The sequence below is a fragment of the Hymenobacter radiodurans genome (genome assembly GCF_004355185.1).
In the GTDB taxonomy this organism is placed as follows: Bacteria; Bacteroidota; Bacteroidia; order Cytophagales; family Hymenobacteraceae; genus Hymenobacter; species Hymenobacter radiodurans.
Genome location: NZ_CP037922.1, coordinates 248,088 through 262,187 on the forward strand (window position 1 = coordinate 248,088; position 14,100 = coordinate 262,187).

16 protein-coding genes are annotated in these 14,100 nt (G+C 55.6%); 5 read left to right on the top strand and 11 right to left on the bottom strand.

The genetic code is table 11. The annotated features are described in order from the left end of the window. Positions 1 to 29: 29 nt before the first annotated feature. The 5 genes from EPD59_RS02055 to EPD59_RS21460 form a co-directional block, all read right to left on the bottom strand. A complete protein-coding gene (locus EPD59_RS02055; protein ID WP_133271337.1) occupies positions 30 to 1,682 on the bottom strand; it encodes a TldD/PmbA family protein in 1,653 nt (550 codons plus the stop codon). A 267-nt stretch (positions 1,683 to 1,949) separates the two neighbouring features. Continuing rightward, the gene (locus tag EPD59_RS02060; protein ID WP_133271338.1) at positions 1,950 to 2,981 is read right to left on the bottom strand and encodes a 5-methylcytosine restriction system specificity protein McrC; all 1,032 of its coding nucleotides are present in this window, start codon (positions 2,979 to 2,981) and stop codon (positions 1,950 to 1,952) included. A 9-nt stretch (positions 2,982 to 2,990) separates the two neighbouring features. After that, the gene (locus tag EPD59_RS02065) at positions 2,991 to 3,788 is read right to left on the bottom strand and encodes an AAA family ATPase (RefSeq protein WP_165963443.1); all 798 of its coding nucleotides are present in this window, start codon (positions 3,786 to 3,788) and stop codon (positions 2,991 to 2,993) included. Then, positions 3,686 to 4,156 carry a hypothetical protein gene (locus EPD59_RS21455; RefSeq protein ID WP_165963444.1) on the bottom strand — a complete coding sequence of 157 codons (471 nt, stop codon included), beginning with the start codon at positions 4,154 to 4,156 and terminating at the stop codon, positions 3,686 to 3,688. The genes EPD59_RS02065 and EPD59_RS21455 overlap by 103 nt, the downstream gene beginning before the upstream one ends. After that, on the bottom strand, positions 4,144 to 4,302 hold the full coding sequence (locus tag EPD59_RS21460) for a hypothetical protein (RefSeq protein WP_165963445.1): 159 nt from the start codon (positions 4,300 to 4,302) through the stop codon (positions 4,144 to 4,146). The genes EPD59_RS21455 and EPD59_RS21460 overlap by 13 nt, the downstream gene beginning before the upstream one ends. A gap of 203 nt (positions 4,303 to 4,505) precedes the next feature. On the opposite strand from EPD59_RS21460, the gene EPD59_RS02070 reads away from it, so the two are divergent. After that, the gene (locus EPD59_RS02070; RefSeq protein WP_133271340.1) at positions 4,506 to 4,721 is read left to right on the top strand and encodes a hypothetical protein; all 216 of its coding nucleotides are present in this window, start codon (positions 4,506 to 4,508) and stop codon (positions 4,719 to 4,721) included. Further along, positions 4,661 to 4,879, top strand: coding sequence for a hypothetical protein (locus EPD59_RS02075; protein ID WP_133271341.1), 219 nt, complete (start codon positions 4,661 to 4,663; stop codon positions 4,877 to 4,879). Before EPD59_RS02070 ends, EPD59_RS02075 begins: the two co-directional genes overlap by 61 nt. A gap of 147 nt (positions 4,880 to 5,026) precedes the next feature. Here the strand turns inward: EPD59_RS02075 and EPD59_RS02080 are convergent, their stop codons facing one another. Further along, entirely contained in the window at positions 5,027 to 6,265 is a 1,239-nt protein-coding gene (locus tag EPD59_RS02080; protein WP_240731575.1) for an alpha/beta hydrolase family protein, read from the bottom strand. 188 nt (positions 6,266 to 6,453) lie between these two features. On the opposite strand from EPD59_RS02080, the gene EPD59_RS02085 reads away from it, so the two are divergent. The 3 genes from EPD59_RS02085 (at position 6,454) to EPD59_RS02095 (ending at position 9,384) form a co-directional block, all read left to right on the top strand. Beyond that, a complete protein-coding gene (locus EPD59_RS02085; protein WP_133271343.1) occupies positions 6,454 to 6,855 on the top strand; it encodes a BlaI/MecI/CopY family transcriptional regulator in 402 nt (133 codons plus the stop codon). After that, positions 6,833 to 8,206, top strand: a complete 1,374-nt coding sequence (locus EPD59_RS02090; RefSeq protein WP_165963446.1) for a M56 family metallopeptidase — start codon at positions 6,833 to 6,835, stop codon at positions 8,204 to 8,206. Before EPD59_RS02085 ends, EPD59_RS02090 begins: the two co-directional genes overlap by 23 nt. A gap of 155 nt (positions 8,207 to 8,361) precedes the next feature. Then, the gene (locus EPD59_RS02095; RefSeq protein ID WP_240731576.1) at positions 8,362 to 9,384 is read left to right on the top strand and encodes a hypothetical protein; all 1,023 of its coding nucleotides are present in this window, start codon (positions 8,362 to 8,364) and stop codon (positions 9,382 to 9,384) included. A 95-nt stretch (positions 9,385 to 9,479) separates the two neighbouring features. On the opposite strand, the gene EPD59_RS02100 is transcribed toward EPD59_RS02095, so the two are convergent. The 5 genes from EPD59_RS02100 to EPD59_RS02120 form a co-directional block, all read right to left on the bottom strand. After that, entirely contained in the window at positions 9,480 to 11,051 is a 1,572-nt protein-coding gene (locus tag EPD59_RS02100; protein ID WP_133271345.1) for a DHA2 family efflux MFS transporter permease subunit, read from the bottom strand. Positions 11,052 to 11,059: 8 nt separating this feature from the next. Further along, on the bottom strand, positions 11,060 to 12,169 hold the full coding sequence (locus tag EPD59_RS02105; RefSeq protein WP_133271346.1) for an HlyD family secretion protein: 1,110 nt from the start codon (positions 12,167 to 12,169) through the stop codon (positions 11,060 to 11,062). Between the two features lie 103 nt (positions 12,170 to 12,272). Continuing rightward, positions 12,273 to 12,704 carry a universal stress protein gene (locus EPD59_RS02110; protein ID WP_133271347.1) on the bottom strand — a complete coding sequence of 144 codons (432 nt, stop codon included), beginning with the start codon at positions 12,702 to 12,704 and terminating at the stop codon, positions 12,273 to 12,275. Positions 12,705 to 12,732: 28 nt separating this feature from the next. Further along, positions 12,733 to 13,845 carry a TolC family protein gene (locus EPD59_RS02115; RefSeq protein WP_133271348.1) on the bottom strand — a complete coding sequence of 371 codons (1,113 nt, stop codon included), beginning with the start codon at positions 13,843 to 13,845 and terminating at the stop codon, positions 12,733 to 12,735. Continuing rightward, positions 13,833 to 14,006, bottom strand: coding sequence for a hypothetical protein (locus EPD59_RS02120; protein WP_165963447.1), 174 nt, complete (start codon positions 14,004 to 14,006; stop codon positions 13,833 to 13,835). Before EPD59_RS02120 ends, EPD59_RS02115 begins: the two co-directional genes overlap by 13 nt. Positions 14,007 to 14,100 lie beyond the last annotated feature (94 nt).

The window sequence follows — 14,100 nt, forward strand, 5'->3', positions numbered from 1 at the left end:
AATTTGCCCCCCAGCGACGGTGGCAATCATTACCCAATTTTGCGGGCAGTGTTAATGACGTTCACGCCGTTGAAGCGCGTGGTGGCGCTACCGTGGCTCACGGCTGACACCTGCGAAGGCTGGCCTTTACCATCGAAGAACGACCCGAACAAACGGTAATCAGACTCGTCGCAGATGGCAGCGCACGAGTTCCAGAATTCCAGCGTGTTGGTCTGATAAGCTACGTCCTCTAGCATGCCGTCAATCTTACCCTTGTTGATGGCATAGAACACGGTGCCGCCAAACTGGGAGTTGTAGCGCTGCTGATCGATGGAGAAGGAACCACGGCCGGCGATATAAATGCCTTTGTCGACGTTCTTAATCATCTCATCTACCGATAGCTTCGCTTTGCCAGGCTGCAAGCTCACGTTGGGCATGCGCTGGAATTGAACGGAACTCCAGGAGTCGGCATAGCAGCAGCCGTCCGACTCATTCTGACCCACCATCGCGGCCTGGTCGCGAATCTTCTGGTAATCAACCAGTACTCCATCCTTAATGATATCCCACTTTTTGGTCTTCACACCTTCATCATCGTAGCCAACTGCACCCAAAGAGCCAGGTTGCAGCTTGTCGGCCACGATATTCACCAGCTTGGAGCCGTAAGGCTGCTTTTTGGCGCGCCACTCCAGGGTAGCAAAGCTGGTACCGGCGTAGTTGGCTTCGTAGCCGAGCACGCGGTCCAGTTCCGTGGGGTGACCCACGCTCTCGTGAATGGTCAGGCCCAAATGGTTCGGGTCGAGCACCAAGTCATATTTGCCTGGCACCACCGATTTAGCCGTGATTTTCTCCTTGGCTTGCTTAGCGGCTAAGGCAGCATCTTCCAGAATGTCGTAGCTGTCTTTGTAACCAACAAGACCGGTGCCGGCCGGACCAGCAATTTTGCCGGCGGCCTTCGGCGTCATGTATTCGTAGCCCATGCCCATGGGCGCACTCAGAGCCTGCCGCGTCCGGAACTTACCGGAAGCGCGGTCGATGGCCGTTACGTCGAAGGTTGGCCAGATGCGGTGCACATCTTGATCAATATAAGAGCCGTCGGTGCTGGCAAAGTACTTCTGCTCGTTTATTTGGAAGAGCGACGAGTTGACAAAGTTGGCGCCATTATCAAGAGCCTTTGCGTTGGCGGCGAGCAGGAGTTCCACCTTCTGGGCGATCGGAACTTCGAACGCATTCTGCTGAATAGGGGTCTTCCAGCTGACCTCGCCATGACCTTTGACGGGCGCCAGTTTCACCTGCTCTTTCTGCACTTTCGAGTTGGCCTTGGCAATCTGGACCGCTAGCTGGGCGGCTTTGGCTAGGCCAGCTTCCGTCACCGTATTGGTAGCCGCAAAGCCCCACGTGCCATTGGCGAGTACCCGCACGCCGGCGCCAAAACTCTCGCCGCTTTGAATATTTTGCACCTGCTTTTCGCGGGTGAAAATGCTCTGGTTTAAGTACCGGCCAATGCGTACATCAGCATAAGAGGCACCGGCCGACTTAGCGGCATTGAGCGCCGCATCGGCTAAACGCTTGTTCACTGCGGCATCCATAACTGACTCAAGCAACCGCTCTGGGGTAACCAGAGTGCCACCGAAACCGGGGAAGTTGGGCAGGAACACAGCCCCCGCCGCCAGGGCCGAGAGTCCTACAAAATCACGTCTTTTCAAGAGGGTAAGGTTTTGGGAAGATGAGTGAAGATTTAAGTTTAGAGAGAAATCGGGAGAAACTCAATTTTAAGGACAAAGAATGCCCCCCAAGGCTGCATTGAACAGGATTATATACATTGTTGAATCGATACAAATAGTCCGCATCGTTGCGCTCTTTTATCGTTTGTCCTCCTGAGGCACGAAGGACCTGCTCGCAGAAGCGCAAGTTGTTTCTCAATGAAATGGTCCTTCGTGCCTCAGAATGACAGATGGGGGCAAGGTTGCATTTTACTCGATCAGCTTCAGCAAATCAGCAGCAATTCCTGGCCAAGGTTGATTCAAGTCCAGCGTCACGACGCGTACCGGGTGGCCGCCGAGCGTGTAGCGCAGGTCTATTTCGCGGGTGGCGGCAGGGTAGAGCAGAATGCCTTCCAAGTGCTGGCCGGGGGGCTTTTTTTGGTTCTGCAAGTAAGCGTACAGCTGATACAGGTGCGGCGAAATGAGGCGTTGCCGGTCGTAGCGCGGCCGCAGGGCGGCGCGGTAGTATTTGGTGTCGAGAATGATTTTGCGGTCGGGGGCCTCTAGCGTTGTGTCGGTAATCATGGCGGGCAGCATGCTCAAATCTTCGGGCTCCTCGGCGGCAGCTTGCCAGCTTATTGTCTCCGATAGCACCCGAAAGCGGCGCTGCTCTAGGCGGTAAAAGTTGCGTACAAAAGCCTCAAAAAGCTGGGCCATCAACCGCTCATCGCGCCGAAAATCCATGAAGCGAGTGCGGCCATCGGCGGCTGGTTCGGGAAGGGCACTGCGGTGCAGTAATTCGCACACATTAAGCAGCAGTGCCTCATGACCAACGGGGCGGGTGCGACGCACGGCCCGCAGCGCATGACTGCTAAGCGGCGTGGGGGGCAAATCAGCAGGAAAAAGACGCATGACAGCACGCAGCTCATGCCGCAATGATGCCGATACCTGCCGTGCCCGACTTACTTGGGCCAGCGCCCCAAGTACGACCCGTAGAAAAGGCGTATCCGGCCCCAACTCATCGTAAGCACACACTGCCCGGCCCCGCCGCAGCAGGTCGCGCGATAGGGAGGCCTCTAGCAACACCCGACCCCGGAGTTCGCCCAACTCTTCCTCGCGCTCTGCATAGGCCTGCCGCAGCCTCTGCCGCAACAGCCGACGCGTACCCATGAGCAGCACACGGCCCAGCAACTCCAGCGGCCGGTGAAAAGACGTCGCTTCCGACGTCAGCCACTGCTCCTGCTCGGGTAAGCGGTTCCACGCGTAGCAAAGCAGATAGTAGAGGTTCTGAATCGGAATCATGGGGTGAGGCTACCGCAGCAAGCGTTTCCTGTGAGCCGCCGCTTTCGTGGGCTGATCAAGCCAGTATTCGTCCAGCAATGGCGCAATTTCCTGCTCCAGAATAAGTGTTAGCCAACTGTCAGCAGCCGCTGAGTCAAGGGGCGGCTGGCAGAAGTAGCTGTGGCCTATCTGATAATCTTCGCCTAAATCGGGGTCGTCGCTGATGGCTTGGTTAAGCTCCGTGAGCCGCGCTACCAGCCGCGTAATAACGGCGGCCGGTAGGCCTTTTTGCGCCAGAAACCCTTGTAGCGGCTCGCCAAACTCCGGCTGCATTTTGACGAACGCAAACCTGCGCCGCAAGGCATAATCCAGCGGCGCCAAAGAGCGGTCGGCGGTATTCATGGTGCCGATAACGTACAGGTTGTCGGGCACGAAAAACCGGGGCGCATGCGGTGGCGAGTAAGGAAGGCGGACAGCATGCGCAGGGCCGCGCTTATCAGCTTCTAGCAGAAGTAACAACTCGCCAAAAATCCGCCCCAGATTGCCCCGATTGATTTCATCAATCAGCAGAAAATAAGGCTTGTCTGGGTCTTGGGTAGCGCGGTGGCAAAACTCCAGTAGCACACCCAGCGTCAGCCGAAAAATGCCCTGGTCATCTGGCCGGAAACCTTGCACAAAATCTTCGTAGCTATAGCTAGGGTGAAACTGTACCAACTCTACCCGCGTCATATCCGTGGAGCCCAGCTCCAGCCAAGCCAAGCGTCGGGCCAGAAAGGTTTTGCCTGTGCCAGGTGGGCCATATAAAATAAGATTGCGCCGGCGGCGCAATGCAGATAACGTGTCCTCAAGCTTTTGCTCCGACACAAACAACTCCTGCAAAGCCGTGGCGCGGCCGTAGGGCTCCGCGGGGGCAAATTGTAGCTAGAAGTTGGCTCCTGTACCGCCGAGGCTTGCGACGGCTTAGCAGATTTTTCGAGGTGAGTAGGTGGCGAGTCGCTGGGCCGGCCGGTGTACAAATCCTGCATGGCTTGTTGGGCGGCCACATCGCCATCGAGAGGAGAATTGGCTAAGCTGGGCCGCTTTGTAGCAACCGTAAAATCGAGGTGCTCCAGTAGGCCGTTGGTGGGGCCGCCAGCGGGCAGCGGCCACTTAGCATCCGTCTGGCCGGTAGCCAGGCGGTAGGCTAGCTGAGCCACGGGGCGGGGCGGGTAGCGCCGCCCCCGATACACCAAGTCGTAGACGGTGCTGGGGGCAAATTCAGCCCTTGCCGGTCAATGTGCCGGAGGGCGCGCAGCACATGGTCGCGGGTGAGTTGAGAAGGGTCGAAAGAAGGGGCTGGCATCCGGTTTAAAGGTAGGAGCAAAACGAATGCAACACCAGAAAGGGTTCGGGTAAAGGCAAAACGATATTTCGTAAGCTGCCGGCCCCTTCACAGGCGCAGTGTGGCCGAAAAGCAAATAACTTTTAAGTAACTAGTGCACTCTTTCATTTAGTGCCTTCGCATCACAGCTGGTTCACTACCTTGCTTCCCTCAAGCATTACACTATGACTAATTCTCTACGGCTATTTCTGCTGATTCTCATCGTGGCTGCTGCCGCCCAACTGGTGCTGCCCTGGTGGAGCATTACGCCCATCGCCTTGGTATTGGCGTTTGTGCTGGGTCGCCGGGGCTGGGGGCTTTTTGGGCTGGTTTTGCGGGCGTGGGACTGGGTTGGCTGGCGTTGGCGAGTTGGCTCAATATTCAGAACGAAGGCCATCTGAGCCACCGCGTAGCCGAGCTGATTCCGCTGGGCGGCAATGGCTGGCTACTGGTGCTGGTCACGGCCGTGCTCGGCGGACTGGTTGGCGGCCTAGCTGCTCTGGCGGGCGTGTGGCTGCGCCAAGCTCTAGCGAAAAATAGCCAAACGGCTTCAACCTAAAACTTCAATTTTGGACGTAGACAAAGCACGTAAAAAAGCCCCCGACTCCTCTCTAAGAAAGGCTGGGGGCTTTTTTACGTGTGTCAACTAAAGAAATTTCTCCTCAATAAACTGTCGTTGTAGAGCAAGGACAAGTTTGAAAAGCAATTAGTTAATCTCCTGAAACTCGCCGAAAAAGGCCAGCGCCTCCAGCGTGTATTGAGGCACAGAAGAAAAGTGGTTGCCGTCTTTAATTGGGTGTAGCTCTACCTGCATCGCACCGCGGGCGCGCATGGCTTTGTAAGCGTTTTCGGAATTGAAAAAGGGCACATAATCATCGGCAGTGCCGTGAAACAGGGCCAGCGGAGCACGGGGGCGCCAATCGTAAATGTCGTTGTCGTGGAAAGCCGCCAGCATGGGCTGGTCCGTTTTGTTTAGCACGCCCGCCCGGAAGGGTTCCGTGAATAGCTCCTTGGCCTGTTCGGGCACTTTAGCGAACGGATTAGCCTGCAAATGCGTGGCCCAGGGCTCCTGAAAATAACCAGCGTAGGGCCGGTTGATGTTGTACACCCGATTGTATGTGTCCAGCACCCAAACGTAAGAACTGAGGAAGTTCAGTGGCTGCTCCGACTGCAAGATATAGTCGGCAAAGGCTGACTTATTGTAGGCGCCAGCGCCGGGCGCGCTGGCCGTGATGGTAAAATCCGACGCGTGCTGCTCCTCAATCAGCTTGTGCAAGGCCAGCGTAGCAAAGCCGCCCTCCGAGTAACCCAGCAGGAAATTCTTATCATTCAGCTGAATCTTCTCCTGCTTACAAAACTCGTGCGCCGCCCGCATCATATCCAGCGAGGCCGAAGCCAGCGAAGCAGCATGCTCATATGGGTGCGGCAAGCTCTTGGAAGCGCCATAGCCAATATAGTCAGGAGCCACCACCAAATAGCCCGAAGATGCCAGCACCGATATAGCCGTATACACTTCGCCGCCGGAGCGGTAATAGGAGGGAGCCCGCGCTTCGTCTTTAGGCGAAATGGTACCGTGCTGATAGCTCAGCAGCGGCAGCGGCTGCGTAGCTACCGGCACCAGCACCGCGCCTGAGGCCGTCACAGGTTGACCATTGGTATTAGGCGTAGTGTACGTCAGCTTATACACCCGAATCGAGTACTTCGTCAGGGCACTGACGATGGGCAAATCGGGTACGCGGCCAGCCAGCATGCTCGGCGTGTATTCCCCAATGAGGGTGCTGCTAAGCAAGCGGCTACTCGCTACCGGAGTGATAGGTGCCGCTGGAGCGGTAGGCGTAGCGGCTTCTAAAGCCGGTTCCTTCGTGCAACTCAGGCCGGGCGCCACCACCAAGCTCAGCCAGAAAAGGAAGGCGAAATGGGACAAGCGGCGGCTATTGATTTTCAAAGACATTAGGAGGTTGTTGAGGGCAAGCTGCCTTCATAACACCATTCAGCTCAAAAGATTTCGTGCCATCACAGAGAAAACGGAGAGCCTTATTTAAGCGGTCTTCCTTAGAATACTTAATTAAAACTAAAGAATTAGTTGTATAACTAAATAATTAGTTATACATTCATTTATCTCAAAAAGCCCCCATGCAAACCTTTCCTGAGCTAACCCGCGCCGAGGAGCAAGTGATGCAGGTGCTATGGCAGCGCGGCCCTTCTTTCGTGAAGGAAGTAGTAGCCGAAATGCCTGCCCCGCAGCCCGCCTACAACACTGTTTCCACTATCATTCGCATTCTGGAGCAGAAAGGCTTTGTGGGCCACGAAGCCTTCGGTCGGACGCACCGCTACCAAGCGCTAGTAGCGCAGGATGACTACCGCCGCTTCTCGTTGCGCAAGCTGTTGGGGGGCTATTTTGGGAATTCATTTCCGCAGTTGGTGTCCTTTTTTGCGAAGGAAGAAAACCTCGATGCCGCGCAGCTCGATGAGCTGCTTCGCCACGCCGCCCAACCTCCAACCCACGACTCCGATGCTTCCAATCAGTCTGCTTAAATGGATGGTGCTCAGTACGGTACTGCTGGGCGTGTGGTGGCTTTGCTACCACGTGGTATTGTGTCGTGAGCGGAGCTTTGGCTACAATCGGGCATTTCTGGTGCTAGGGCCACTGCTAGCGGCGGGCTTGCCGCTACTCCCGCTGGATTGGCCAAGCACTTGGGGGGCAAATTCGGGCATCCTCCTGCCGGGTATCACAACCGTGCTGCTTCCACCTGTCCAAGTGGGTGTGCCTACCAGCAATCCGGTGCTTCACTGGTCGCAGTGGCTGCTGGTGGGGTACGTAGGTGGGGCGCTGGCCACGCTGGCCCGGTTAAGCTTCGGGCTGACCAAGCTATGGCTCAGCACCCGCAATTTACCTCGCGAAAAGCAGGCAGGCTACACACTGGTACGCACGCAAGGACTGCTGCCAACTAGCTCATTTGGCCGAGTCGTGTTTTGGGATGACAGCTTACCACTCAACGATGCTGAAGCCCAACAGGTGCTGCACCACGAGCTAGCCCATGTGCAGCAAGGCCACACCTTCGACCGGCTCTTGCTGGAGGTGTTGCGCGCCGTACTCTGGTTCAATCCATTCGTGCATCTGTGCGCTCGGGCTCTCACACTTACGCACGAGTACCTAGCCGATGCGGCCGCCCTGAGCACTACTACTGCCTTCTCAAATACTGCTTCTCATTCCTATACCCACCTACTGGCTCGGCAAGTAGCCACCCGCCTCGGTTTCTCCATTCCGCTTGCGCACTCCTTTTCTCATTCCCAAACCCTACGTCGCATTGCCATGATTCACCGAACTTCCCCTATCCGTCGCTGTAAACAATGGCTGGCCCTGCCGCTGGTTGCTTTGTTAATGTTTACCATCGCCTGTGAGCGAAATACGGAGTCAGTAGCCCCTTCGCAAAATGCCGAGATTTCGCCCAATCCGAAGCGCATTGATATATCATCCTCGTCCGGCAAGCAAACTCTCACATCTTCTTCATCTGATGAAGTTTATACCTATGTAGAAGAGATGCCTCTATTTCCTACTGGTAAAAATGAGGATATAACGCGAGCTATCTTAAGTAATCTCAAGTATCCAGCGGAGGCTGTTCGCAATCAAGTAAAGGGTAGAGTTTTCGTTGCTTTTACAGTAGGTAGTGACGGTCAGGTACGGGATGCAGCTATCACAAAAGGGCTAGGCTCAGGGTGCGACGAAGCAACTCTGAATGCCGTTCGCAAATTGCCGCGGTTTATCCCTGGTAAGCAAAATGGCAAGCCAGTATCAGTTCGTTTTACAGTACCTATCGAATTTAAGCCGTACTCCGCTCCACTCAGTAATATATTTGGCGGGTTAACGGGTTTACGAGGTTGCTAAAGTATAATCTCTAGGCTCGGTAGAGCTCATTATAAGGACAAACCGTGTGGAAAGCTCCGAATATTGTCGGGGCCTTTCTGCGTTTAGAGCAACGCTAACTGCCCGAAATGGGCTAACTTGCGGATAGTTTTGGCCTTCTAATCAAGCTTTATCCAGTGTTGTTACCGTTTTCGCCGCGTCACGCCGTAGTGGCCGCCTCCTTAAGCCTCTTTTCTCTATCTGTATTGCCCGGCTGCGGCACCCGCACCGATGGAGAAGCCACTGCCGCCAAAGCTTCTGTTGAGGCTGCCAAGCCAGCGCCCATCGATACGGTGGCCATCAAGATGGCGGCTATGCGTCGCGACTCGCTCAAGGCCGACTCTATTGTAAAAGCCAACGGCCAACTACCAGGGGCCATTTTGCCCGGTAAGCGTATTGTGGCTTTCTACGGCAACATTCGGGCGAAGGGCATGGGTATCTTGGGCCGGGAGCCCAAGGAGCAGATGTTCCGCAAGTTTGACAAAGTACTGGCTGAGTGGCAAGCCGCCGACCCGAGCATCCCGGTGCAGGCTGCCATTCACAACGTGACTATCACGGCCCAGGGGGCACCCGGTAAGGACGGTAAATACCGCCTTATGAACTCCAAAGCCACCATTGAAGAGGTTATTCGCTGGGGCAAGGAGCACAACTGCATTGTATTTCTGGACGTGCAAGTGGGCCTGAGCAACCTTGAAAATGAGCTGCACAAGCTAGAGCCCTACCTGAAGGATCCTATCGTGCACATGGGCATTGATCCAGAGTTTGCCATGGAAACCAAAGGTGTGCGCCCCGGCAAAAAGATCGGCACGTTCGACGCCAAAGACGTGAACTACGCCGTGAAATTTCTGGCCCGCATCGTGAGCGAAAACAATTTGCCCCCCAAGGTGCTCACCGTGCACCGCTTTACTCAGGGCATGATTACGAACTACAAAAACATCAAGCTCGACCCCCGCGTGCAGATTGTGATGCATATGGATGGCTGGGGCGACCCCATTCTGAAGAAGGATTCCTACAAAGCCTACATCCAGAAAGAGCCCGTGCAGTACACCGGCTTCAAGCTGTTTTACGAGTACGACAACCGTCCTGCTCCCCACCACATCATGACGCCGAGCGAAGTACTGGCCCTCACGCCCAAGCCCATGTACATTCAGTATCAGTAGGCTACGAGATTATAAGAAATAAAAAAGCCCCCCAGAATAAGTCTGGGGGGCTTTTTTGTATCAAACAAAGTGAAAGTACTAATTATGCGCCGACGCTAGTGGGCCGCGTTCAGATCAACGGCTTGACCGGGCCGATTGCGCTTGATCATGAACATAAGCGGCAGACAAAGCAGAAAGAAAGCGCCAATGAGGAGGAAGGTTTGGGCGTAAGTAATGATGGCCGTTTGCTTCATCAGAGAGCCCTCCAAGGCCGCGTAGGCCTGCTGCTGAGCCTGCACGAAGCTGGCGCCTTTAGACATGAAGTTGGCAATAAAGCCTTGCAGACGCTGCTGAGTTTCCGGGTCGTACAAGGAAATATTGGGCAACAGCGACACGCGATTCTGCATCATGGAGCGCTCCAAGTAAGTGCCTACCAGCGCCACTCCAAACGAGCCGCCCAACTGACGAATCATACCGGTAAGACCCGCCGCCTGCCCGGCATCTTTACCACTGATACCGGATAGCGACATCGTTGTAATAGGCAAGAAAAGCAATGCTAGGCCAAAGCCCCGCAGCATAAGCGGCCAGAAAAAGTCACTTTCGCCGGCCAATGGGGTAATGCGTAAGCTCATCCAGTACGAGAAGATAAAGAAGCAGATAAAGCCCACCGGCAGAATATATTTCTGCGGTATGCCCCCCTGAATCATCTTCCCCACCACCGGCATCATAAAGCCCGACAGCAAAGCCCCCGGCAACAACAGATACCCCGTTTGTGCGGCCGTAAAGCCCAGAATTCGCTGACAGAAAATTGGGAAGATGAACACGGACGCAAACAGTCCGAAGCCCAGAATAAACGACAGGAATGCGCCAATGGCCAGGTTGCGGCTACGCGTGAGTACCCGTAAGTCCACGATGGGCTGCTTGGCCGTTAGCTCCCGCCAGATAAAGCCGACCACGCCAATGACAGAAAATACAGTGAAGACGTTGATATAGAGGCTCTCAAACCAGTCCTCACTTTCGCCCTGCTCTAGCACCAGCTGCAAGGAGCCAACCCCAAGAATCAGCAGGAAAATACCCGACCAGTCAATCTCGCGCAGCGGCCTTGGAATCGCATTTTTGATGCGCTCAGGGTCGCGGATGAACAGCATAGTGAAGATGGAGGCGAAAATGCCCACCGGTACGTTCACATAGAAAATCCAGGGCCAATCGAAGTTATCCACGATGTAGCCGCCCAGTGTGGGACCAATGGTGGGACCAATGATGACGCCCATACCAAATATTGCCTGACCGAGCGCCAGCTGCTTGGGCGGAAAGGTGTCAATCAGAATAGCCTGCGAAGTAGCCATAAGGGCCCCGCCCCCAACACCCTGAATGAAGCGAAAAGCCACCAGCTCCCAGATGTTAGTACTTTGTCCGCAGGCTACTGAGGCAAGGGTGAACAGTATCACCGAGAACAGGTAGTAGTTTTTGCGGCCAAACTGCTCAGCCAAAAAGCCCGTCATCGGAATCACGATAACGTTGGCAATGCCGTAGGAGGCCACCACCCAGCTTACTTCCTGCTGTGTAGCCGACAGGTTGCCCATCATCTGGGTAAGAGCCACGTTCACGATGCTGGTGTCAATCAACTCCAGCAAGACGCAGAGGACCACCGTTACGACGATGATCCACTTGGTAAATCCGGTTTCCATGTAGGCTGTTACTTGGTTTCCACCGTGGCCGTCACGCTCATGCCGGCACGCAGGGGATGCTGAGGATCAACTTTGTCGAGCACAATTTTGACCGGCACGCGCTGGGTTACTTTCACGAAGTTGCCGCTGGCGTTGTCGGGGGGCAAAAGGGCGAAGCGGGCACCCGTCGCCGCCGAAAGTGACTGAATGTGGCCTTCAAATTCTTCGCTAGGGTACGCGTCAACCTCTACCGCCACCTTCTGGCCCTCGCGCATGTTTTCCAGCTGCGTTTCCTTGAAGTTGGCAATTACCCAGGTGTTGCCGCTGGCCACAAGTCCCATGATCTGCTGACCCGGTGACACCACCTGACCGGGCTGTGCGCTTTTCTTGCTTACAATTCCGTCGCCAGGTGCGGTGATGGTGGTGTAGCTCAGCTGTAGTTTGGCGTTGTCGAGGTCAGCTTGGCGCTGCTTTACTACGGCTTCGGCTACGGCCACTTGCTGCTGCGCGGCGGCTACCTGCTGGCGTGCTACCTGCACCTGGTCGGCGGCCGTGGCGCGCTGGGCGCTGGTAGCTTTCAAGTTGGCTTGCACCGCGTCGTACTCGCTTTGCGGAATGATGTCTTGCTGACGCAGGAAAGTGCTGCGCTGCAAGTCTTTTTGCAGCCGGGCGCGGTTGGCTTCGCTTACTCCAATCGTCGATTGGGCGGTGCGCACATTGGCCTGCGCCGTGCCTACTCCGGCGCGAGCCGCCACTACATTGGCCTGAGCCGCCGCCAGAGCCGCCTCCGCAGCGTTCACGCGCTGCTGGTAGTCGGCCTGATCGAGGGTTACGAGTATGTCACCCTTCTTTACGAGTTGATTGTCCTGCACTTTTACTTCGAGCACCGGGCCACCTACGCGGGGCAGAATGGGATACACATCACCTTCCACCTGAGCATCGTCGGTTTCCTCGTGCGTTTGCCCAAACTGGTAGCGCTGCCAGCCAAAATAGCACCCCACGAGGAGTAGCAGAGCCAGAATAACGAGAATAATAGGACGCTTTGAACGGCCTTCCGGTGCCTCAATTTCCGGTGTGTAAGCCGAATCTTGGTGAGGAGCAGAAGCTACAGCCGGCGCTTGTTGAACGGGGGTTGCCATATAAATTACTTGGTTATGCGTGTTTTGAAGTTGGTAGTAAGCCGCTGGGGGCTTTTTTGGATAGCTAGCAGTAGGGAGCTACAAAACCATTATTAACAAATTGTCAGGCCGATTGGCGGAGTGTTTCGGCGGGCCGGCATTTCATCAGGAAAGTAGCGCAAGGTGCCGTGCGCACTACCAATTCGGCCGTATTTCCCATCAGGAAGCGCGTAAGACCAGTTTGGCCGTGTGCCCCAATAACGATCATATCAGTAGTGTGGCGCTTAGCCTCGGCTACGATCTCCTGGGCGGCATCACCGTGTAGGATGACCGTGCTGACCTGGGCACCAGCTAGCTTGGCCGCGGCATGATGGTGGGCCAACTGGCTAGCAATATCAAGGTCTGATACGGCGGTGGCCAATGTGGGCTGCGGTTCCAGCACGTGCAGCAAACGCAGTTCCGCTCCGGTACCGGCGGCCAGCGCGGCCGCATACGCCACCAGACGCTCCGTAGCCGCCGAAAAGTCAATTGGGCAAAGAATGGTGGTGTGAGTCATGGATGAAAGGAAAACGAGGTGTGCACTATTACCAGATCTGCTCGCCGGTGGCGCGCTTCAATTGGTATTGGCCAAGTGTATAGTTATAAATAGCCTGTAAGCGGGCTAGCCGAGCTTGTGCCAGCGAGGTCTCCGCGTCGAGCACGTCGAGGTTGGAGCCTACGCCGTAGCGGTAGCGCGACTGCGCCCGCGTGAAGGCATCCGTGGCCTGATTAATCTGCTGTAAGGCGTTGTCGTGGCGCGCCGCGCTTGCCTGCATATTGTTCAAGGCCTGCTGCACATCGGCCCGAATTTGCTCCTGCGTATCCTGGGTGCGCGCCTGCGTACCCCGAATGGTAGCCAGGGCCTCTACCCGCTGGTTCTTATTCTTGTTGCCATCATAAATGGGCACGGAGAGCTGCACGACGCCCACCGAGTTCGGCCGAATCTGGTCGAGGTTGGGCTGGTAGCCGTTTTTGGCCCCCAACTGAGCCCCAACACCAAGTATTGGCTTGTTGCTGTGTTCAATAAACTTCAGATTCAGATTAGCGGTGTTTTCCGCGTCGCGCGCCAGCTTTACTTCCGGCCGGTTCTCACTCGCTTGTGCTAAGGCCGCATTTACGTCAACGGCCTGCGGCTGATAAGCAAAAGCGCCCCGCACGGGTACGTTCTCATATTCCGGCTTGTGCAGGAGGCGCGCCAGCTGCACCTGCTGGTTGCGGAGCTGGTTTTGCAGATCAATCTTAGTGTTCTGAGCCTGGGTAATGCGCACCTGTGTCGTAGTCACGTCGAAACGGGTGCTAACACCGCCTTCCACGCGCTTCTCCATTTCGCGCTGGTGCTGCTGCAAAGAAGCAATCTGCGCATCCTGCACCTTAATGCTTTCGCGCACAAACAGAATATTGTAGTACACCTGTGCCGCTGAGTAAGCCAAATCGCGACGAGTTAGGTTTACTTGGTCGGCGGCCGCTATCCGGCGGCTTTCAGCCAAGTTGTACGAGGCATTCTTCTTTCCGAAGTCGAGAATACCGTACTGCAGCGTGATGTGGGCGTCGTAATTATTGTTAGGAGCAAATTGAAACTCCGGCGAGTCTGGAGAAAGCTGAAGCTTCACCACCGGGTCGATACGAGTGTAGGTAGCGGTGCCTGTTATCTGGGGCAAAAAGCCCCCCGCGTCTGGGTTACGCGGCTAGCAGCGGCATTTACTTCCTCTTCCAGTGTAGTAATGGCTGGGTTAGCATCGAGCACCGCGCGAATTGTGCCATCCAAAGCCAGAGAATCAGAGATAGTGGGCGTTTGAGCGTGTACTGCCCCAGCCGTCATAGACAGCCCAAGAGTTAATAGCGGAGCAATAATAGTTAGTCGAGAAAACATGGTTGAAGCAACTGTTGTTGCTGCCCTCATAACCAACCATGTG

Bases quoted from the DNA above. Each gene is read 5' to 3' on its own strand.
- EPD59_RS02060 (WP_133271338.1), bottom strand. From the start codon at position 2,981: ATGATTCCGATTCAGAACCTCTACTATCTGCTTTGCTACGCGTGGAAC.
- EPD59_RS02100 (WP_133271345.1), bottom strand. From the start codon at position 11,051: ATGGAAACCGGATTTACCAAGTGGATCATCGTCGTAACGGTGGTCCTC.
- EPD59_RS21460 (WP_165963445.1), bottom strand. From the start codon at position 4,302: ATGCCAGCCCCTTCTTTCGACCCTTCTCAACTCACCCGCGACCATGTG.
- EPD59_RS02090 (WP_165963446.1), top strand. From the start codon at position 6,833: ATGCTTCCAATCAGTCTGCTTAAATGGATGGTGCTCAGTACGGTACTG.
- EPD59_RS02070 (WP_133271340.1), top strand. From the start codon at position 4,506: ATGACTAATTCTCTACGGCTATTTCTGCTGATTCTCATCGTGGCTGCT.
- EPD59_RS02085 (WP_133271343.1), top strand. From the start codon at position 6,454: ATGCAAACCTTTCCTGAGCTAACCCGCGCCGAGGAGCAAGTGATGCAG.
- EPD59_RS02105 (WP_133271346.1), bottom strand. From the start codon at position 12,169: ATGGCAACCCCCGTTCAACAAGCGCCGGCTGTAGCTTCTGCTCCTCAC.
- EPD59_RS02110 (WP_133271347.1), bottom strand. From the start codon at position 12,704: ATGACTCACACCACCATTCTTTGCCCAATTGACTTTTCGGCGGCTACG.
- EPD59_RS02120 (WP_165963447.1), bottom strand. From the start codon at position 14,006: ATGACGGCTGGGGCAGTACACGCTCAAACGCCCACTATCTCTGATTCT.